General features: G+C 66.4%; 20 protein-coding genes and 1 pseudogene. 17 read left to right on the forward strand and 4 right to left on the reverse strand.

Features of this window, described 5'->3' with window-relative positions; translation table 11 throughout:
• Nucleotides 1-187 precede the first annotated feature (187 nt).
• From recA to dapF, 5 genes are read left to right on the forward strand one after another with little or no spacing between them, the layout of a single operon-like run.
• Nucleotides 188-1,243, forward strand: coding sequence for a recombinase RecA (gene recA / locus ALI44B_RS00495; protein WP_077052840.1), 1,056 nt, complete (start codon nucleotides 188-190; stop codon nucleotides 1,241-1,243).
• A gap of 55 nt (nucleotides 1,244-1,298) precedes the next feature.
• Entirely contained in the window at nucleotides 1,299-2,288 is a 990-nt protein-coding gene (locus ALI44B_RS00500) for a regulatory protein RecX (RefSeq protein WP_077052841.1), read from the forward strand.
• 19 nt (nucleotides 2,289-2,307) lie between these two features.
• Nucleotides 2,308-3,939 (forward strand): tRNA (N6-isopentenyl adenosine(37)-C2)-methylthiotransferase MiaB, encoded by a 1,632-nt coding sequence (gene miaB, locus ALI44B_RS00505; protein WP_077052842.1) that lies wholly within the window; start codon nucleotides 2,308-2,310, stop codon nucleotides 3,937-3,939.
• Entirely contained in the window at nucleotides 3,936-4,889 is a 954-nt protein-coding gene (gene miaA, locus ALI44B_RS00510) for a tRNA (adenosine(37)-N6)-dimethylallyltransferase MiaA (protein ID WP_077052843.1), read from the forward strand. Before miaB ends, miaA begins: the two co-directional genes overlap by 4 nt.
• A 46-nt stretch (nucleotides 4,890-4,935) precedes the next feature.
• The gene (gene dapF, locus ALI44B_RS00515; protein WP_077052844.1) at nucleotides 4,936-5,814 is read left to right on the forward strand and encodes a diaminopimelate epimerase; all 879 of its coding nucleotides are present in this window, start codon (nucleotides 4,936-4,938) and stop codon (nucleotides 5,812-5,814) included.
• Here the strand turns inward: dapF and ALI44B_RS00520 are convergent.
• Nucleotides 5,787-6,425, reverse strand: coding sequence for a class I SAM-dependent methyltransferase (locus tag ALI44B_RS00520; RefSeq protein ID WP_077052845.1), 639 nt, complete (start codon nucleotides 6,423-6,425; stop codon nucleotides 5,787-5,789). The genes dapF and ALI44B_RS00520 overlap by 28 nt on opposite strands.
• A gap of 41 nt (nucleotides 6,426-6,466) precedes the next feature.
• On the opposite strand from ALI44B_RS00520, the gene hflX reads away from it, so the two are divergent.
• On the forward strand, nucleotides 6,467-8,032 hold the full coding sequence (gene hflX / locus ALI44B_RS00525) for a GTPase HflX (protein WP_077052846.1): 1,566 nt from the start codon (nucleotides 6,467-6,469) through the stop codon (nucleotides 8,030-8,032).
• A gap of 73 nt (nucleotides 8,033-8,105) precedes the next feature.
• On the opposite strand, the gene lexA is transcribed toward hflX, so the two are convergent.
• Nucleotides 8,106-8,798 (reverse strand): transcriptional repressor LexA, encoded by a 693-nt coding sequence (gene lexA / locus ALI44B_RS00530; RefSeq protein WP_077052847.1) that lies wholly within the window; start codon nucleotides 8,796-8,798, stop codon nucleotides 8,106-8,108.
• Between the two features lie 258 nt (nucleotides 8,799-9,056).
• On the opposite strand from lexA, the gene ALI44B_RS00535 reads away from it, so the two are divergent.
• Genes ALI44B_RS00535 through ALI44B_RS00560 form a run of 6 tightly spaced genes read left to right on the forward strand, consistent with a single transcriptional unit; the run spans nucleotide 9,057 to nucleotide 13,459 of the window.
• Nucleotides 9,057-9,464, forward strand: a complete 408-nt coding sequence (locus ALI44B_RS00535; protein WP_077052848.1) for a LysM peptidoglycan-binding domain-containing protein — start codon at nucleotides 9,057-9,059, stop codon at nucleotides 9,462-9,464.
• Between the two features lie 39 nt (nucleotides 9,465-9,503).
• Nucleotides 9,504-10,586, forward strand: coding sequence for a histidinol-phosphate transaminase (locus ALI44B_RS00540; RefSeq protein ID WP_077052849.1), 1,083 nt, complete (start codon nucleotides 9,504-9,506; stop codon nucleotides 10,584-10,586).
• On the forward strand, nucleotides 10,583-11,191 hold the full coding sequence (gene hisB / locus ALI44B_RS00545) for an imidazoleglycerol-phosphate dehydratase HisB (protein ID WP_077052850.1): 609 nt from the start codon (nucleotides 10,583-10,585) through the stop codon (nucleotides 11,189-11,191). Before ALI44B_RS00540 ends, hisB begins: the two co-directional genes overlap by 4 nt.
• The gene (hisH, locus tag ALI44B_RS00550) at nucleotides 11,188-11,835 is read left to right on the forward strand and encodes an imidazole glycerol phosphate synthase subunit HisH (RefSeq protein ID WP_077052851.1); all 648 of its coding nucleotides are present in this window, start codon (nucleotides 11,188-11,190) and stop codon (nucleotides 11,833-11,835) included. The genes hisB and hisH overlap by 4 nt, the downstream gene beginning before the upstream one ends.
• A gap of 54 nt (nucleotides 11,836-11,889) precedes the next feature.
• Entirely contained in the window at nucleotides 11,890-12,636 is a 747-nt protein-coding gene (gene priA, locus ALI44B_RS00555; protein WP_077052852.1) for a bifunctional 1-(5-phosphoribosyl)-5-((5-phosphoribosylamino)methylideneamino)imidazole-4-carboxamide isomerase/phosphoribosylanthranilate isomerase PriA, read from the forward strand.
• Nucleotides 12,620-13,459, forward strand: a complete 840-nt coding sequence (locus ALI44B_RS00560) for an SseB family protein (protein WP_077052853.1) — start codon at nucleotides 12,620-12,622, stop codon at nucleotides 13,457-13,459. The genes priA and ALI44B_RS00560 overlap by 17 nt, the downstream gene beginning before the upstream one ends.
• A gap of 170 nt (nucleotides 13,460-13,629) precedes the next feature.
• Here ALI44B_RS00560 and ALI44B_RS00565 read toward each other — a convergent pair whose 3' ends face one another.
• Complete coding sequence (locus ALI44B_RS00565; RefSeq protein WP_143458858.1) at nucleotides 13,630-14,043, reverse strand: DUF1844 domain-containing protein; 414 nt, start codon at nucleotides 14,041-14,043, stop codon at nucleotides 13,630-13,632.
• 266 nt (nucleotides 14,044-14,309) lie between these two features.
• On the opposite strand from ALI44B_RS00565, the gene infC reads away from it, so the two are divergent.
• The 5 genes from infC (at nucleotide 14,310) to ALI44B_RS00590 (ending at nucleotide 17,535) form a co-directional block, all read left to right on the forward strand.
• A complete protein-coding gene (gene infC / locus ALI44B_RS00570; protein ID WP_077052854.1) occupies nucleotides 14,310-14,939 on the forward strand; it encodes a translation initiation factor IF-3 in 630 nt (209 codons plus the stop codon).
• Nucleotides 14,932-15,126 carry a 50S ribosomal protein L35 gene (rpmI, locus tag ALI44B_RS00575; protein WP_077052855.1) on the forward strand — a complete coding sequence of 65 codons (195 nt, stop codon included), beginning with the start codon at nucleotides 14,932-14,934 and terminating at the stop codon, nucleotides 15,124-15,126. Before infC ends, rpmI begins: the two co-directional genes overlap by 8 nt.
• A 45-nt stretch (nucleotides 15,127-15,171) precedes the next feature.
• Nucleotides 15,172-15,558 carry a 50S ribosomal protein L20 gene (gene rplT / locus ALI44B_RS00580; RefSeq protein WP_077052856.1) on the forward strand — a complete coding sequence of 129 codons (387 nt, stop codon included), beginning with the start codon at nucleotides 15,172-15,174 and terminating at the stop codon, nucleotides 15,556-15,558.
• 121 nt (nucleotides 15,559-15,679) lie between these two features.
• Complete coding sequence (locus ALI44B_RS00585; protein ID WP_077052857.1) at nucleotides 15,680-16,480, forward strand: TrmH family RNA methyltransferase; 801 nt, start codon at nucleotides 15,680-15,682, stop codon at nucleotides 16,478-16,480.
• A 221-nt stretch (nucleotides 16,481-16,701) separates the two neighbouring features.
• Nucleotides 16,702-17,535, forward strand: a complete 834-nt coding sequence (locus ALI44B_RS00590) for an amino acid ABC transporter ATP-binding protein (protein WP_079728439.1) — start codon at nucleotides 16,702-16,704, stop codon at nucleotides 17,533-17,535.
• Between the two features lie 9 nt (nucleotides 17,536-17,544).
• Here ALI44B_RS00590 and ALI44B_RS16325 read toward each other — a convergent pair.
• Nucleotides 17,545-17,670: pseudogene (locus tag ALI44B_RS16325) on the reverse strand (alcohol dehydrogenase); the annotation flags it as partial.

Raw genomic sequence — 17,670 nt, forward strand, 5'->3', positions numbered from 1 at the left:
TCGCGCTATGCTCCTCACAAGAGCGGAATCCCGATTTTCTCCACAGATCAGACCGTGCCACCTGCAATGTCGGTGGTGGGTCGTACTGTCGAAAACGTCGAGGAGAAACCTCCAGCCTTGTCACCGGCCGTCCTGGTCGCGACAGCCTATAGGCGCATCGAGAACGAGCAGAGAAAAGAGTGACGACATGCCTTCACCCGCAGATCGTGAAAAATCATTAGAAACCGCGCTGGCCCAGATCGATCGCCAGTTCGGCAAGGGATCCGTTATGCGGTTGGGCAGCGACGAGCGCGCCCCCGTCGAGGTCATTCCGACCGGGTCGATCGCGCTCGATGTCGCGCTCGGCATCGGGGGCATTCCTCGCGGCCGCATCGTCGAGATCTACGGCCCTGAGTCGTCGGGTAAGACGACGCTCACGTTGCACGCCATCGCCAACGCTCAGCGTGCCGGCGGCATCGCCGCCTTCATCGACGCCGAGCACGCTCTCGATCCCGAATACGCCCGCAAGCTCGGCGTCGACATCGACGCGCTGCTCGTCTCCCAGCCCGACACAGGTGAGCAGGCTCTCGAGATCGCCGACATGCTGATCCGCTCCGGCTCGATCGACCTGGTCGTCATCGACTCCGTCGCGGCCCTCGTGCCGCGCGCCGAGATCGAGGGCGAGATGGGCGATTCGCACGTCGGTCTCCAGGCTCGACTCATGTCGCAGGCGCTGCGCAAGCTGACCGGTGGCCTGAGCCAGACCAAGACCACGGCCATCTTCATCAACCAGTTGCGCGAGAAGATCGGTGTCTTCTTCGGCAGCCCCGAGACCACCGCCGGCGGTAAGGCGCTCAAGTTCTACGCCTCCGTCCGCATGGACATCCGTCGCATCGAGACGTTGAAAGACGGCACCGAGGCCGTGGGAAACCGCACGCGTGTCAAGGTGGTCAAGAACAAGATGGCGCCGCCTTTCAAGCAGGCCGAGTTCGACATCCTCTACGGCATCGGCATCTCGCGAGAGGGCAGCCTCATCGACTTCGGCGTCGAGCACGCCATCGTGAAGAAGTCCGGCGCCTGGTACACCTACGGCGGCGACCAGCTCGGCCAGGGCAAGGAGAAGGCGCGCGACTTCCTCTTGAAGAACCCGGATATCGCCAACGAGATCGAAGACAAGATCAAGTCGAAGCTCGGCATCGGTGGGGCCGCACCGCTCGAAGAAGCAGAGACGACCGATCAGCTCACCGCGCGCCGCGGCGCCTGATCGATGCGCGACACTGTCGCGCATCACCCACCCGTAGAGCGAGAAGGAGGTCACCATGGTGGTCAGATTCACAGCAGGATCAGCTGACGACAGCGATGCGGGCCAGCACGAACTGGCCCCGGTGATCTCCTTCTCGGCCTCGCGGAAGGCTAAACGAGGTGAAGAACACGGTCGGGCTCGGGGAAACCATCCCGCCGGTTCTGCCCTCGACCCCGTCGCTGACGGCGAGCCGGGTGACATCGACGGCGCCGGCGAGCCCGGCACCGAGACGGTGGCCGCGGTATCGCTGTCGGGCTCGCGCCGTTCCTCCACGCTTCACGATGCGGCGCCCCTGGCGCCTGAAGCGACGCTGTCAGCACCGAGCTCCACCCGGCCCTCCCGCGCTCTCGGCAACGAGCATGCGGCCCAGGGTTCCCTGAACGAGGGTTCTTCGGCCGGGGGTAGCGAGTCAGAGAACTTCGAGAGCGAGCCAGAGCGGAGAGCTCCCGTTGCGAGTCTTGCCCGCAAGCGCGGCGGCGCCGAGTCATCGGTGATCGATGACGACATGGTCGACGAACTTCCGCCTTCTATCGAAGACGTCGAGAATGCGATCCTCAAGAAGCTGCGGCGTCGGGGGCTCAGCGAGGCCGAGATCCTCGCCGAGTGCCTGGCGCTCGACCTCACGGCGCACCAGGCAAACGAGATGCTCGAGCGCCTGCGTGAGCTCGGCTATGTCGACGATCGCGCGCTGGCCGAGCAGCTGCGTTACTCGCATTACGAACGCAAGAGCCAGAGCCGTCAGGTCGTCGCGCGACTCATGAGCACGCGCAAGATCCCCGCCGAGGTGATCGACGAAGTACTCGAAGACATCGGCTCGGATGACGAACTCAGCGCCGCGCGCGCGGTTGCCGAAAAGCGCGCGTCGCAGATGACATCGCTCGATGACGCCACGATGGAGCGCCGCCTGGTGGGCTTCCTCGCGCGGCGGGGATATCCCGGTGGGGTCGTGCGCACGGTCGTCGGTGAGATCATCCGCGGGCGCCGATCCAGCGTTCGCTTTCGCTAGTCCGTAAGCTAGTCACATCATGAGTGACCTGCTTGAAGCACCACGCCACATCAGCCCCTCCGTCGCGGCCCACAAGTCCGACGGCAGTGCGCGCACCTATGAGGTGCGCACGTTCGGGTGTCAGATGAACGTGCACGACTCCGAGCGCCTGAGTGGTTCGCTCGAGGCCGCGGGATACGTCAAAGCCGACGGCGTCGAGGCCGACATCGTCGTCATCAACACGTGCGCCGTTCGCGAGAACGCCGACAATAAGCTCTATGGCAACCTCGGGCACCTGGCCTCCGTGAAGAAGCGCCACGAGGGCATGCAAATCGCGGTCGGCGGCTGCCTGGCGCAAAAAGACAAGAACACGATCCTTGAGAAGGCCCCCTGGGTCGACGTCGTCTTCGGCACACACAACATGGGCGCGCTTCCCAACCTGCTCGAGCGCGCGCGCCACAACGACGAAGCACAGATCGAAATCCTCGAATCGCTCGAAACGTTCCCGTCCACGCTGCCCACCAAACGCGACTCCAGCTACAGCGGCTGGGTGTCCATCTCGGTCGGATGCAACAACACCTGCACGTTCTGCATCGTGCCGTCGCTGCGCGGCAAGGAGAAAGACCGCCGCCCGGGCGACATCCTCGCCGAAGTGCAGGCCCTCGTCGACGACGGGGCCATAGAGGTCACCCTGCTCGGCCAGAACGTCAACAGCTACGGCGTCGAGTTCGGCGACCGCCAGGCCTTCGGCAAGCTTCTGCGCGCGGCCGGCCAGATCGAGGGGCTCGAGCGGGTTCGATTCACGAGCCCCCACCCCGCGGCGTTCACCGACGACGTCATTGACGCCATGGCCGAAACGCCCAACGTCATGCCGCAGCTGCACATGCCCCTGCAATCGGGTTCCGATCGCATCCTCAAAGCCATGCGCCGGTCCTACCGGTCGAGCAAGTTCCTCGGAATCCTCGACCGCGTTCGCGAGAAGATGCCGCACGCCGCGATCTCCACCGACATCATCGTCGGGTTCCCCGGAGAGACCGAAGAAGACTTCGCCGAAACGCTGCGCGTCGTCGAGGCCGCTCGGTTCGCAACCGCATTCACGTTCCAATACTCGGTGCGCCCCGGCACACCTGCGGCGACCCTGCCCGACCAGATTCCCAAGGCGATCGTGCAAGAGCGCTACGAGCGACTCCTTGCCCTGCAAGACCGCATCTCCCTCGAAGAGAACCGCGGCGTCATCGGCCGTCAGGTCAACGTGCTCGTCGCGACAGGCGAGGGCAAGAAAGACTCCGAGACGCTGCGCATGAGCGGCCGCGCCGAAGACTCCCGCCTCGTGCACTTCGACCTGCCCGACGGGTCCGACATCCCGCGTCCGGGAGACGTCGTCACAGTGACCGTGACGCAAGCCGCTCCGTTCCACCTCATCGCCGACTCCCTCGACGGTGCGCCCCTCGTCGTCCGGCGCACCCGCGCGGGCGACGCGTGGGATCGCGCCCAAGCCGACAGCTGCGGCGTGCCGGCGCCCGCAAGCGGGGGCGCGGGAACATCCTCATCGGCCACCGGGGGAGCGGTCTCCCTGGGGTTGCCCACCCTCCGCGTCGGCTCGCGCGAGCCACTCACCAGCCCCGGCGTCGGCACCATGCCCATCTACCACCCCGACGACGCCCAGCGGTGACGAACGGCTTCACCCCCGGCGACGCGCCGCTCGTCGTCGTCGTCGGGCCGACCGGCACCGGAAAGAGCGACCTCTCACTGGCCATCGCCGAGCGCCTCACGGGCACACCCGATGACGTCGAAATCGTCAACGCCGACTCGATGCAGCTCTACCGCGGCATGGACATCGGCACCGCGAAGCTGCGGCCCGACGAACGCCGCGGCATCCCGCATCACCTCCTCGACGTGCTCGACGTCACCGAAGAAGCGACGGTCGCCCGCTACCAGCCCGCCGCACGAGAAGCCATCCGAGATATCCTCGCGCGCGGCAAGACCCCCGTGCTCGTCGGCGGCTCGGGGCTCTACGTCTCCAGCGTGATCTACGAGTTCACCTTCCCGGGCACCGACCCGGCCATCCGGCAGCGACTTGAAGCCGAACTCGACGCCGTCGGCCCCGGCATGTTGCACCGGCGCCTCATCGACATCGACCCGGTCACCGCCGAACGGGTCGGCCCTCACAACGGTCGCCGCATCGTGCGCGCCCTCGAGGTGGCCGAAATGACGGGGGATGCCCCGAGCGCCGCGCTCCCCGACAAACCGACCCCCTGGCATCCCACCGTCATCCTCGGCCTCCGTGCGCCGCGGGAGGAACTCGTCGCCCGCCTCGACCGCCGTGTCGATCGCATGTGGGCCGATGGCCTCGTCGCCGAAGCAGACGCCCTGCGGCACGCCGGCATCGAGCAGGGCGTGACCGCCAGCCGGGCCATCGGCTACGCCCAAGCGCTCGCACAGCTCTCGGGCGAACTCACCGCCGACGAGGCACGGGCCCAGACAGCGGCGCTCACCCGCCGCTACGCCCGGCGGCAGGTCAGCTGGTTCAAACGCTACCCGCACGCGCACTGGCTGGACTATGACGACCCGAACCTCGTCGACGAGGCCGTCCGGCTCATCACGACCCGTCCGGCCGTCTAGGCGTCCTGGGCCCGGGCAGGCGCTCGGTTCACCATAAACTGGTCCCATGTCGACGCTGCACTTCACCAAAGGCCACGGTACGGGTAACGATTTCGTCCTGTACTCCGACCCCGATGGTGAGCGCGAACTCACACCCGCGCAGATCGCGGCCATCTGCGACCGTCATTTCGGTGTGGGTGCCGACGGCGTCATCCGTGCCGTCCGGTCCGCGCGTATCGACGCGGGGGCTGCAGCGTTGGCCGAAGATCCCGATGCCGAATGGTTCATGGACTACCGCAACGCCGACGGTTCGATCGCAGAGATGTGTGGCAACGGCATCCGCGTCTATGTGAAGTACCTCATCGAACAGGGTCTCGCCACGATCGAGCCCGGCAGCACGATCGCCATCGGCACGCGCGCCGGGGTGCGAGACGTTCAGGCATCGAACAACGGTTTCCAGGTCGACCTCGGCCGGTGGCGCCTCGACGGCAACGAGCCCCTCGTGCGCGCGAAGAACCTCAAGGTCGCGCGCCCCGGCCTCGGAATCGACGTCGGCAATCCGCACGTCGTGGTGGCCCTCGCCGACGACAGCGAACTCGACCAGGCCGACCTGAGCTACATCCCGCACCTCGAACCCGAACAGCTCGCCGGCGCAAACGTCGAGTTCGTGGTCCCGGCCGAACCGCTCGTGAGCGACGGGGTCGCCCGCATCCGTATGCGCGTGCACGAGCGCGGCAGCGGCGAGACCCTCTCGTGCGGCACGGGCGTCGCTGCGGCGGCTCTGGCCACGCGTCACTGGGCGGGCCAAGCGGCTCCGAACCACTGGCGCGTCGACGTTCCCGGCGGCACCCTCGGGGTGCGCATGTTCCCGACGCAGGACGGCGAACACGTTTCGCTGTCGGGCCCCGCCGAACTGGTCTACTCCGGGTCGCTCGAGATCAACTGAGCACCCGAGCGGCGGGCGCGCAACACGCGGTACCCCTTGCCGGTGGCGGTGCGGGTTACGTGGAAATCGCTCGGCAGCGTGTCCGAGAGCCAGCGGTGCAGGCTGTCGGAACCGAGGTTGCGCTGCACGACGAGCCAGGCATCCGACGACGGCTCGAGCCGCGGCAGCCACTTCTCGAGCATGCCGTGCAATTCGTTCTTGCCGACCCGGATGGGCGGATTCGACCAAATCGTCCGAAAATGCACGTCGTCAGGAACATCTGAGGGCAGAACAGCGTTGATGTTAGTAACACCGGCCCTCTCGGCATTCCGACGCACCAGATCGAGAGCGCGCTCGTTGACGTCGACGGCCCAGACCCGCGCATGCGGGCTCGACAACGCCAGGGTCAGAGAAATCGGCCCCCACCCACATCCGAGATCGAGGAAGTCGCCACCCGGCGGCGGCTCGGGAGTGTTGCCCAGCAGAACCTGGGTTCCCTGATCGAGACGATCGGGACTGAAAATGCCTGACGCCGTGACCAGATCGAGGTCCCGCCCCGCGAGCTTCACCGACAACGGTCGGAGTTTCAGCTCGCTCTCCGGAACCCCGGTGAAGTAGTGATCGCTAGACATACAGGCAACCTACAAGAGGAAGAGGAAGTAAGGTTAACCGGATGAATGAACCCCGCACGCTCCCCGAAGACGAGGCGCGCAACGATGACGTCGTAGCGCGGGTCCTCAACAGTGCCGCCAGCACATCGGCGGGCTTCACGCTCTTCGGCGCAAACCGTGCGGCAGCTCTGCAAGACGAGTCCACGGCTCGCTACTCAGACCCGAATGGCGACAACCACGACGGCGACCAGTTCGACCGCTCCGACCGGCAGGCGCTTCGCCGCGTGGCCGGCCTGTCGACCGAGCTCGAAGACGTTACCGAAGTCGAATACCGACAGCTGCGACTCGAGAACGTTGTTCTCATCGGTGTCTACTCACAGGGCACGCTGAGCGACGCCGAAAACTCCATGCGCGAACTCGCGGCGCTGGCCGAGACGGCGGGCGCGCTCGTCCTCGACGGCCTGCTGCAGCGACGCCCGCACCCTGACCCGAGCACCTACCTCGGCAGCGGTAAGGCCGAAGAACTGCGCGGCATCGTGCAGGCGCTCGGCGCCGATACGGTGATCGCCGACACCGAGCTCGCACCCAGCCAGCGACGCGCGCTCGAAGACGTGGTGAAGGTCAAGGTGATCGACCGCACGGCCGTGATCCTCGACATCTTCAGCCAGCACGCCAAGAGCCGCGAGGGCAAGGCCCAGGTCGAGCTCGCGCAGCTCGAATACCTTCTGCCGCGACTGCGCGGTTGGGGTGACTCGATGAGCCGCCAGGCCGGTGGTCAGGTCGGTGGCGCAGGTGCCGGTATGGGCTCGCGCGGTCCGGGTGAGACGAAGATCGAACTCGACCGTCGCCGCATCCACACCCGCATGTCGAAGCTGCGCAAGCAGATCATCGCCATGAAGCCGGCTCGTGAGGCGAAACGCGCCAATCGGCGCCGCAATGCTGTGCCGTCGGTCGCCATCGCCGGCTACACGAACGCGGGCAAGTCGAGCCTGCTCAACCGGATTACGCGCGCCGGTGTGCTGGTCGAGAACGCCCTGTTCGCCACGTTGGATTCCACCGTGCGCCGCGCCGAAACCGAAGACGGCCGCTTGTACACGTTGGCCGACACCGTCGGTTTCGTGCGCAACCTGCCCCACCAGCTGGTCGAGGCGTTCCGTTCCACCCTCGAAGAAGTCGCCGATTCGGATGTCATCGTCCACGTCGTCGATGCGTCGCACCCGGACCCCGGCAGCCAGATCGCCACGGTTCGGGATGTCATCGGCGAAGTGGGTGCGCGAGACATCACTGAGTTGATCGTCTTCAACAAGAGCGATCTGATCTCCGAGGACGACAGGCTCGTTCTGCGAGGCATCGAACCGAACGCGATCTTCGCCTCGGCGCGAACGGGCGAGGGCATCGAAGAGATCCTCTCGCGCATCTCCGACCTGCTGCCGCGGCCGGCCGTCGACCTCGAAGTCGTGCTGCCCTACGATCGCGGCGAGCTCGTCGCGGCGTTGCACGAACGCGGCCAGGTGCTCGACACCCGTTACGAAGAAGAGGGCACGCGCGTGCATGCCCACGTTTCGGAAGAACTGGCAGCGCAGCTCGGCGAATTCACCGTGGCACGTCAGCAGACGGCCGCGGAGTAGAACGCACCGCAGGACACACGAAGGCCCCCTCGAATGATCGAGGGGGCCTTAGTCGTGCGCTGCGGGGTGAGGCCTAGACGGCCCGCAACACTGCGACGATCTTGCCCAGAACATCGGCCTGGTCGCCCAGGATCGGCTCGAAGTTCGAGTTGCGGGGGAGCAGCCAGGTGTGGCCGTCGCGCTGGCGGAACACCTTCACCGTGGCCTCGCCGTCGAGCATCGCCGCGACGATGTCGCCGTTCTCGGCAGTCTGCTGCTGACGCACGACTACCCAGTCGCCATCACAGATGGCGGCGTCGATCATGGACTCGCCCTGCACCTTCAGCATGAACAGATCGCCTTTGCCGACGAGCTGACGGGGGAGCGGGAAGACCTCTTCGACCTGCTGGTCGGCCGTGATCGGAACGCCGGCCGCGATGCGACCGACGAGGGGCACCATGGCGGCGTCGCCGACGGGTGTCGCGTTCTCGAAATCGACCGAGGGCGACGATGTGGGCAGGTCGATGAGGATCTCGAGCGCACGAGGGCGGTTCGGGTCGCGACGCAAGTATCCGCTGAGTTCGAGCTGGTTGAGCTGGTGGGTCACGCTCGACAGCGACGCCAGGCCGACGGCATCCCCGATCTCGCGCATGCTCGGCGGATAGCCCCGCTGGCTGACCGATCGTTGGATGACCTCGAGAATGGCGATCTGCTTCTCGCTGAGGCTCTTGCGGCGGCGCGTTCCGCCCTTCTCGCCGGGGTCGGCACTCGGCTTGTTGAGGGTCATCTCGCTCCTGTCGCACCAATGTCAGTGGTCCCTGGTTGAGTAACAACCATCAGTCGAAACTGTATCCACATCAGGGCGGCTGAACAAACATCTGTTCGAGTGTGTCGCCGAATTCGAAACCTAAAAGTTCGAATCAAAGGTTGAATGTTCGAACATTCGAAGATATATTCGGAACAGAGATTCGTTCCCGGCCCTCCCGGCCGAGGGTCGGGAACGCTCTCGTCAACGGACACGACCCCGTGACCCCAGGAGGACACCATGTACACCGCAACCGCTCAGCGCCCCACCGCCTTCGGCATCACCGAATTCGGTGCCCAGGTATCGCCGCGCGTCGCAACGACGTCGGCGCAGTCCACCTCCCCGCGCCTCAAGATCACCCGCCGCGGCCGACTCGTGCTCGGCACGCTGGTCGCCGTGCCCCTCGTCATCGGCGCCGTCGCGGTCGGCATGAACGCGGGAGGGGCTGTCGCGAACTCTTCGTCCAGCCACACCTCGTTCGATTACGAGACCATCGCGTCGGGCGAGACGCTCTGGCACCTGGCCGAAACCGTGGCCCCCACGGCCGATCCGCGTGACGTGATCGCCGACATCATGCGCCTCAATGGTCTCGAGACGGCGAGCGTCGTCCCCGGCCAGCGCATCGCCATCCCCACGCAGTACAGCTAGACGCGGTAACACGTCGGCAGCGGCACCTAAAATAGTGGGGTGACTTCTCTCGACGATCTGCCCGTCCGCGACGACCTGCGCGGCAAGACCCCTTACGGCGCCCCTCAACTCGCGGTGCCCGTAGCGCTCAACGTCAACGAGAACACCCATCCGATTCCCGAGGGTGTGGCGACCGATATCGTCGCCTCGCTCGCCGCCGCCATCCTGGGCGTCAACCGCTACCCCGATCGCGAGTTCACCGAGCTGCGCACCTCGCTTGCCGGCTACCTCGGATACGACCTCACGCCCGAGAATCTCTGGGCGGCGAATGGGTCGAACGAGGTCTTGCAGCACATCCTGCAGGCGTTCGGTGGCCCCGGCCGTTCGCTGATGGGCTACGTGCCCACCTATTCCATGTACTCGATCCTCGCGTCGGGCACCGGCACGCGCTGGATCGCGGCCGAGCGTGACGATCGCTACGAGCTCACCCCCGAGACCGCGGTTGCTGCCATCGAGCGCGAACAGCCCGACATCGTCTTCCTCTGCTCGCCCAATAACCCGACGGGCACTCCGCTCTCGCTCGAGACCATCGAAGCCGTCTACGCGGCGAGCACGGGCATCGTCGTCGTCGACGAGGCCTACGCGGAATTCTCCACGACGGGGGAGGAGAGCGCGCTCTCCCTTCTCCCCGGCCGTCCGCGACTCCTCATCTCCCGCACGATGAGCAAGGCTTTCGCCTTCGCCGGTGTGCGCGTCGGATATCTCGCGGCCGACCCAGCGGTCATCGACGCCCTCCGCCTGGTGCGGTTGCCCTACCACCTGTCGGCCCTCACACAGGCGGCTGCCACCGCTGCGCTCCGCCACAGTGGTGAGATGCTGCGCATGGTCGACGAGATCATCGGCCAGCGCGACCGCATCGTCGACGGGCTGCGCGATCTCGGCTACGACCCGTTCCGCACGGGCAGCAACTTCGTCCTCTTCGGGGGCGTCGACGACCCGCAGGCCACCTTCCGTGCACTCCTTGAGCGGGGCGTGCTGATCAGGGATGTCGGCATCCCCAATTCTCTGCGCGTGTCGGCCGGCACCACGGCCGAGACGACCGCCTTCCTCGACGCCGTGGCCGCACTAAACTCGAACGCATGAGCGACACACACCGCACCGCCCGCATCAGCCGCACCACTAGCGAGTCCTCGATCGAGCTGCACCTCGACCTCGACGGCACGGGTGCGTCGACGATCAACACGAGTGTGCCGTTCTACGACCACCTGCTGACGGCCTTCGCCAAGCACTCGCTCACCGATCTCACGGTCACGGCAACGGGTGACACCCACATCGACGTGCACCACACGGTCGAAGACATCGGCATCGCGCTCGGTCTCGCCATCCGTGAGGCGCTGGGCGACAAGGCGGGAATCTCGCGCTTCGGCGACGCCCTCGTGCCTCTCGACGAGGCGCTCGTGCAGGCCGTCGTCGACATCTCGGGCCGCCCCTACCTCGTGCACACGGGGGAGCCCGTCGGTTTCGAGCTGCACCTCATCGGCGGCCACTTCACGGGGTCCATGGTTCGCCACGTCTTCGAGGCCATCACGTTCAATGCGGGCCTCACCGTGCACGTCACGGTGCTCGGCGGGCGCGATCCGCACCACATCGCCGAGGCCGAGTTCAAGGCCTTCGCGCGCGCCTTCCGCGAGGCCAAGGCTCTCGACCCGCTCGTCTCCGGCATCCCCTCCACCAAGGGGGTCCTGTGAGCGCCGACAAGCCGCGCGTGGTCGTCCTCGACTACGGCAGCGGCAACGTGCACTCCGCCGTCAAGGCTCTCGAGCGAGCAGGGGCGGATGTCGAGTTGACCGGCAATCGTCAGCGCGCACTCGAGGCCGATGGCCTCCTTGTTCCGGGCGTCGGTGCTTTCGCCGCCGTCATGGATTCCCTCGAGGCATCCCGCGGTGGCGAGGTCATCGACCGTCGCCTGGCGGGCGGCCGCCCGGTGCTCGGCATCTGCGTCGGCATGCAGGTCATGTTCGACCGCGGCCTCGAGCACGGCGTCGACCGTGAGGGCCTCGGCGAATGGCCCGGGGATGTCGCCAAACTCGACGCTCCCGTCCTGCCGCACATGGGCTGGAACACGATCGAGGCGCCCGCCCACTCTCGCCTGTTCGCGGGCCTCGAAGACGAGCGTTTCTACTTCGTCCACTCCTACGCCGTGCGCGACTGGACCCTCGAGGTGCAGCCCCCGTTCCCCGAGCCCGCCGTCACCTGGGCGAACCACGGCGAGCGGTTCGTCGCGGCGGTGGAGAACGGCCCGCTGAGCGCCACGCAGTTCCACCCCGAGAAGTCGGGGGAGGCCGGCATCCGCCTGCTGCGCAATTGGATCGACGGGCTGAAGGACAACTAGTATCAGGTGCTTGTGCGCGAGACGCCGCGCCGACACTTCCGAGCAAGGGAAACAATGAGCGAGTTCAACGAGACGCCCGATCTGGTGTTGCTTCCGGCCGTCGATGTCGCCGACGGTAAGGCCGTCCGCCTGACGCAGGGTGAAGCCGGCAGCGAGACGAATTACGGCGATCCCGTCGATGCCGCGGCCGACTGGGCCAACCAGGGCGCCGAGTGGATTCACCTCGTCGACCTCGACGCAGCTTTCGGGCGCGGCAACAACGCGGCCATCATCCGCAAGGTCATCAAGCAGGTGCGCGGCGTCAACGTTGAGCTGTCGGGTGGCATTCGGGATGACGCATCCCTCGAAGCCGCGCTGGCCACGGGCGCCAAGCGCATCAACCTGGGCACGGCCGCTCTCGAGAACCCCGAGTGGGCCGCCAACGTCATCGGCCAGTACGGCGAGGCCATCGCGGTGGGCCTCGACGTGCGCGGCACGACGCTCGCGGCTCGCGGTTGGACCCGCGACGGCGGCGACCTGTGGACGGTGCTCGAGCGACTCGAAGACGCCGGCTGCGCGCGTTACGTTCTGACCGACGTCACGAAGGACGGCACGCTGCAGGGCCCCAACGTCGAGCTGCTCACGCAGGTCATGGAGCGCACGAACCGTCCGGTCATCGCGTCGGGCGGCATCTCGAGCCTTGACGACATCCAGGCCCTGCGCGACCTCGTTCCGCTCGGCCTCGAGGGCGCGATCGTCGGCAAGGCTCTCTATGCTGGCGCGTTCACGCTGGCAGAGGCGCTGGATGTCGCAACCGACTGATCCTCACGACGCCCACGCTGCGTCGCACCACCATGGTGACGCGGCCGCCGCGTCGGGCAACCTCGCCGACTCGGCCGGACAGCCATGGAAGGGCCGCAGCTTCGAGCCGAACGATCACTCATCCGACGACGGCTCGGCCCCCGAGCATCTCGCCGAGGCGCTTCGTCGCTATCGCGCGCGCGAGGTCACCGAGGTCGAGGTCGTCGACGCCTTCCGGTCGTCGCGCCTGCTGATTCCGCTCGTGGCGCACGCGGGGGAGGAGGGCAAAACCGAGGCCGGGCTGAAGGTCGACAAGACGCAGGAGCTCTCGATCGTCACGGTCCAGGGCCCCGACGGCCGCACGGTCATGCCGGTCTTCTCGTCGGTCGCCGCGATGTCCCGCTGGAACCCCACGTCGCGCCCCGTGCCGGCCGACGGCGTCCGAGTGGCGCTGGCCGCGGCGAGCGAACACACCGACCTCGTCGTCCTCGACCCCGTCAGCGACACGGAGTTCGCGATCCGCCGCCCGGCCGTCTGGGCGATCGCCCAATCCCTCGAATGGATGCCGAGCTTCACCGACCCCGAGGTGCTCGAGTCGTTCCGCCGCAGCGTCTCATCCGAACTCGCCGTCACCGATGTGCATCTGCGTGCGGGCGACCCCGACGCGAGGCTCGCTGGCCCCGAGGTCGTCGTGACGCTCGAACTGCTGGCCGGCCTGACGCGCCCCGAGCTCGACGCCGTGCTCGCGCGTCTCGCCCAGCGCTGGGCCGCCGACGATGTCATCGCCACGCGCGTCGACTCGCTCGCCGTCAAGCTCTCGTCGACCCCGCTCGACGAGCACTGACGCGCGAAGCGCACGAATGCTCGACCCGACCTGAGGCTGCAACCGCTCGGGTCGATGCGGGTCGGGCGCAAACGGCCACTATGGGCCGATGCACACGGACGCTCGCCGGACACAGGCGGCCGGATGCCGGAGCGCGCGGCCCCGGCATCCGTTCGTGCTCGAGCTGTGAACTAGTTGACGGGCCCGGTGTACTTCTCGCCCGGCCCCTGCCCGATGGCGTCGGGAATCGCGGATGCTTCGCGGAACGCCAGCTGCAGCGACCGCAGGCCGTCGCGCAGGCTACGTGCGTGCATGTCGCTGATCTCGGGCGCTCCGGCAGTGATGAGTCCGGCGAGGGCGTTGATGAGTTTGCGCGCCTCGTCGAGGTCGGTCTGGGTGTCGGGGTCGTCGGCGAGGCCGACCTTGACGGCCGCGGCACTCATGAGGTGGACGGCCGTGGTGGTGATGACCTCGACGGCGCCCACATCGGCGATGTCCCGGACGGCCTGGTTGCTCGCCTCTTCGTAGGTCTGGCCCTGGTAGCTCTGGCCCTGGTAGCTCTGGCCCTGGTCGACGTTGCCGTCGTTGCTGTTCTCCACACTCATCCTCTGCTAGACTTCTGTCGGCTCCGAAGTTCATCTTCGGTACGAAAGAGGAAATTTTCCCACCCGCGCTTGACCGCTTTACTAGGTTACCGGGTTGTAACGCTCCGCCGAGGCCGATGCAGAAGAACGAATCGTCAGGTTCATTCATCCGCTCGGGCACGGTAGTCAGGGTGTGGCTCGATGGGTAAACGATGATCGGCAGAGGTGTCGCATCATCCGATCGCCCTTCGATGCGGTTCAACTTCTCTCTCGCCTGAATCAGATACGTGTCTGGCACAGTAGCCGTTCGTTTTTCATCAGAGGAGTTACGCATCAGCGATCCCCGTACAAATGACCGCATCCGAGTTCCCGAGGTTCGTCTCGTGGGTCCCGGCGGCGAGCAGGTCGGCGTTGTCAAGATCGAGGTCGCCCTTCGGCTGGCTCAAGAAGCTGACCTCGACCTGGTTGAAGTTGCCCCCAATTCCAAGCCCCCCGTGGCGAAGATCATGGACTACGGCAAGTTCAAGTACGAGGCTGCGCAGAAGGCCAAAGAGGCCCGGCGCAACCAGGCCAACACGATCCTCAAAGAGGTTCGTTTCCGCCTCAAGATCGACACCCACGATTACGAAACGAAGCGCAAGCGCGCCGAGGGTTTCCTGCAGGCCGGCGACAAGGTGAAGGCAATGATCCTTTTCCGTGGCCGCGAGCAGTCCCGTCCCGACCAGGGTGTGCGCTTGCTTCAGAAGTTTGCCGAAGATGTTTCGGAGTTCGGCACCATCGAGTCGACCCCCACCATCGACGGACGCAACATGGTCATGGTTATTGGCCCGTTGAAGAACAAGTCGGAAGCGAAGGCTGAAGCCAACGCACAACGAGCTGCCACCAAGGCAGCGAAGCAGGAGGAAAACAATGCCTAAGCAGAAGACGCACTCGGGTGCGAAGAAGCGTTTCAAGCTCACCGGTAGCGGCAAGATCAAGAAGCAGCAGTCGGGCATGCGCCACAACCTCGAGCTCAAGTCGAGCCGTCGCACGCGCCGCCTGAACCAGGATCAGATCGTTTCCAAGGCTGACCACAAGAACATCAAGAAGCTTCTCGGCCACTAGACGCCACGCGTCCAGAACCGAACACCCCGTTAGGAAGATAGAGAAATGGCAAGAGTAAAGAGGGCCGTCAACGCCCACAAGAAGCGTCGCGTCATCCTGGAGCGCGCCTCGGGTTACCGCGGACAGCGTTCGCGTCTGTACCGCAAGGCCAAAGAGCAGGTCACGCACTCCCTGGTCTACTCGTACCGCGACCGTCGCGCCAAGAAGGGTGACTTCCGTCGCCTGTGGATCCAGAGAATCAACGCTGCGTCGCGTCAGAACGGCCTCACCTACAACCGCCTCATCCAGGGTCTCGGCCTCGCCGGCATCCAGGTCGACCGCCGCATCCTGGCCGAGCTCGCCGTGAACGAGCCCGCCACGTTCGCCGCGCTGGTCGAGAGCGCCAAGCAGGCCCTTCCCGCCGACACGTCGGCCCCGAAGACCGCCGCCTAGGCATTTCTTCTGCAGAGAGGGACGCACCCGAGAGGGTAGCGTCCCTCTCGTCGTTAACGGCAAGCCACCCGGCGACAGGCCGCTCCCACGCCCGCTTGCGCCCCCTCGGTAGACTCGAGGCGTGCTGGATAATCCGAGATCTCCCCGTGTCCGTTCCGTCGCGAAGCTCGCCAAGCGTGCCGCGCGGCAAGAGACGGGCCTGTTCCTGCTCGAGGGCCCGCAGGCCGTCGCCGAGGCGCTGACCTTCCGCCCCCAGCTGCTCGTCGAGCTCTATGCCACGCCCACCGCGCTCGAGCGCTACACCGATGTCGCCCAGACGGCCGTCGACGCGGGAGTCGACGTCGAATTCGTCACGGAAGACGTCCTCGACCAGATGGCCGACACTGTCACGCCGCAGGGCTTCATCGCCGTGGCGCATCAATTCCCCACGTCGATCAAGGACATCTTCGCGGGCGACCCGAAGCTCGTCGTCATTCTCGAAGAGGTCCGCGACCCGGGCAACCTGGGCACCATCATCCGGGCAGCGGATGCCGCGGGCGCCGACGCCGTCATCCTCACCGGTCGCACGGTGGACCTCTACAACCCCAAGGTCGTGCGTTCGACCACGGGATCGCTCTTCCACCTGCCCATCGCCGTGGGCGCCGAACTCGAGGCGGCACTCGTGCGCGCGCACGCGGCCGGACTCAAGACCATCGCGGCCGATGTCAAGGGCGAGAGCCTGCTCGCCGTGCGCGCCGACGGCGACCTCTCTGGCCCCACAGCGTGGGTGTTCGGCAACGAGGCACACGGCCTCGAAGACGACCAGCTGACCCTCGTCGACCGCGTCGCCTCGGTGCCCATCTACGGCGCCGCCGAGTCGATGAACCTGGCCACCGCAGCGAGCGTCTGTCTCTACGAGAGCGCGTTCGCCCAGCGCGCCTGACCCGCCCGGGCGCCGCGACGCACGCGCAACGCCCACGCGACGCACACACGACGCTCCGACGACCGAGAAGTTTCGTCGCGACATCCGCGGGGGAGCGGAGCGCCTGAAGCCCCGGAATCCCGCGGATCACCCCTGTTTCAGGGCCCCCTGCTTGGGTCACGAATCGGTAACGACCAGATTCTGACACGCGCCTGAAACACAGCGTCATCTAGCGTGGCCTCATGGCTCCCACAGATGAGACGAACCCGAGCGCCTCCACCGGATCGACGCCGATCAGCCGCTACGAAACGACGAGCAATCCGATCGTGGCGGGTCGCGGTGAACCGCTGGTGGTCGTGGAGAACGTCGAAAAGCATTACGGCGACTTCCACGCGCTGAAGAACATCAACCTGACCGTCAACAAGGGCGAGGTCGTCGTGGTCATCGGCCCGTCCGGGTCGGGCAAGTCCACGCTCTGCCGCACGATCAACCGCCTCGAGACCATCTCCTCGGGCGAGATCCGCATCGACGGCACCAAGCTCCCCTCCGAGGGCAAGAAGCTCGCAGCGTTGCGGGCGGATGTCGGCATGGTGTTCCAGTCCTTCAACCTCTTCGCCCACAAGACCATCCTCGAGAACGTGACGCTCGGCCCCATGAAGGTGCGCCGGCAGAAGAAGGCGGATGCCGAGAAGGCCGCCAAGGTCTTGCTCGAGCGCGTCGGCATCGAGCAGCAGTCGGCGAAGCTCCCCGCGCAGCTTTCGGGCGGACAGCAGCAGCGCGTCGCCATCGCCCGCGCCCTCGCCATGAAGCCCAAGGTCATGCTCTTCGACGAGCCCACCTCGGCGCTCGACCCCGAGATGATCACCGAGGTGCTCGACGTCATGACGCAGCTCGCCGCCGAGGGCATGACCATGATCGTGGTCACGCACGAGATGGGCTTCGCTCGCAAGGCCGCCGACCGCGTGGTCTTCATGGCCGACGGCGAGATCGTCGAAGACACGACCCCCGAGGAGTTCTTCGACCACCCGAAGAGCACGCGGGCCAAGGACTTCCTCTCCAAACTTCTGACGCACTGATCGCCGGTGCACCCGGTCGAGGGGCAGGCGCGGCAGTTCGTCGGCCGAGAGGAGGCCGATCTGCACGTGGCGGCCGCGGCGACGCAGCGACAGGAGCGCGTCGGTGCTGGTGGATGCCGAACCGACGGCGTCGAG

Origin of the sequence: Leifsonia sp. ALI-44-B (genome assembly GCF_001984125.1) — a bacterium.
Lineage (GTDB): Bacteria > Actinomycetota > Actinomycetes > Actinomycetales > Microbacteriaceae > Okibacterium.

Bases quoted from the DNA above. Each gene is read 5' to 3' on its own strand.
- ALI44B_RS00535 (WP_077052848.1), top strand. From the start codon at position 9,057: ATGTACACCGCAACCGCTCAGCGCCCCACCGCCTTCGGCATCACCGAA.
- ALI44B_RS00520 (WP_077052845.1), bottom strand. From the start codon at position 6,425: ATGTCTAGCGATCACTACTTCACCGGGGTTCCGGAGAGCGAGCTGAAA.
- miaB (WP_077052842.1), top strand. From the start codon at position 2,308: ATGAGTGACCTGCTTGAAGCACCACGCCACATCAGCCCCTCCGTCGCG.
- dapF (WP_077052844.1), top strand. From the start codon at position 4,936: ATGTCGACGCTGCACTTCACCAAAGGCCACGGTACGGGTAACGATTTC.
- hflX (WP_077052846.1), top strand. From the start codon at position 6,467: ATGAATGAACCCCGCACGCTCCCCGAAGACGAGGCGCGCAACGATGAC.
- rpmI (WP_077052855.1), top strand. From the start codon at position 14,932: ATGCCTAAGCAGAAGACGCACTCGGGTGCGAAGAAGCGTTTCAAGCTC.
- ALI44B_RS00565 (WP_143458858.1), bottom strand. From the start codon at position 14,043: ATGAGTGTGGAGAACAGCAACGACGGCAACGTCGACCAGGGCCAGAGC.
- ALI44B_RS00560 (WP_077052853.1), top strand. From the start codon at position 12,620: ATGTCGCAACCGACTGATCCTCACGACGCCCACGCTGCGTCGCACCAC.
- rplT (WP_077052856.1), top strand. From the start codon at position 15,172: ATGGCAAGAGTAAAGAGGGCCGTCAACGCCCACAAGAAGCGTCGCGTC.
- hisB (WP_077052850.1), top strand. From the start codon at position 10,583: ATGAGCGACACACACCGCACCGCCCGCATCAGCCGCACCACTAGCGAG.
- ALI44B_RS00500 (WP_077052841.1), top strand. From the start codon at position 1,299: ATGGTGGTCAGATTCACAGCAGGATCAGCTGACGACAGCGATGCGGGC.
- recA (WP_077052840.1), top strand. From the start codon at position 188: ATGCCTTCACCCGCAGATCGTGAAAAATCATTAGAAACCGCGCTGGCC.
- priA (WP_077052852.1), top strand. From the start codon at position 11,890: ATGAGCGAGTTCAACGAGACGCCCGATCTGGTGTTGCTTCCGGCCGTC.
- lexA (WP_077052847.1), bottom strand. From the start codon at position 8,798: ATGACCCTCAACAAGCCGAGTGCCGACCCCGGCGAGAAGGGCGGAACG.
- ALI44B_RS00590 (WP_079728439.1), top strand. From the start codon at position 16,702: ATGGCTCCCACAGATGAGACGAACCCGAGCGCCTCCACCGGATCGACG.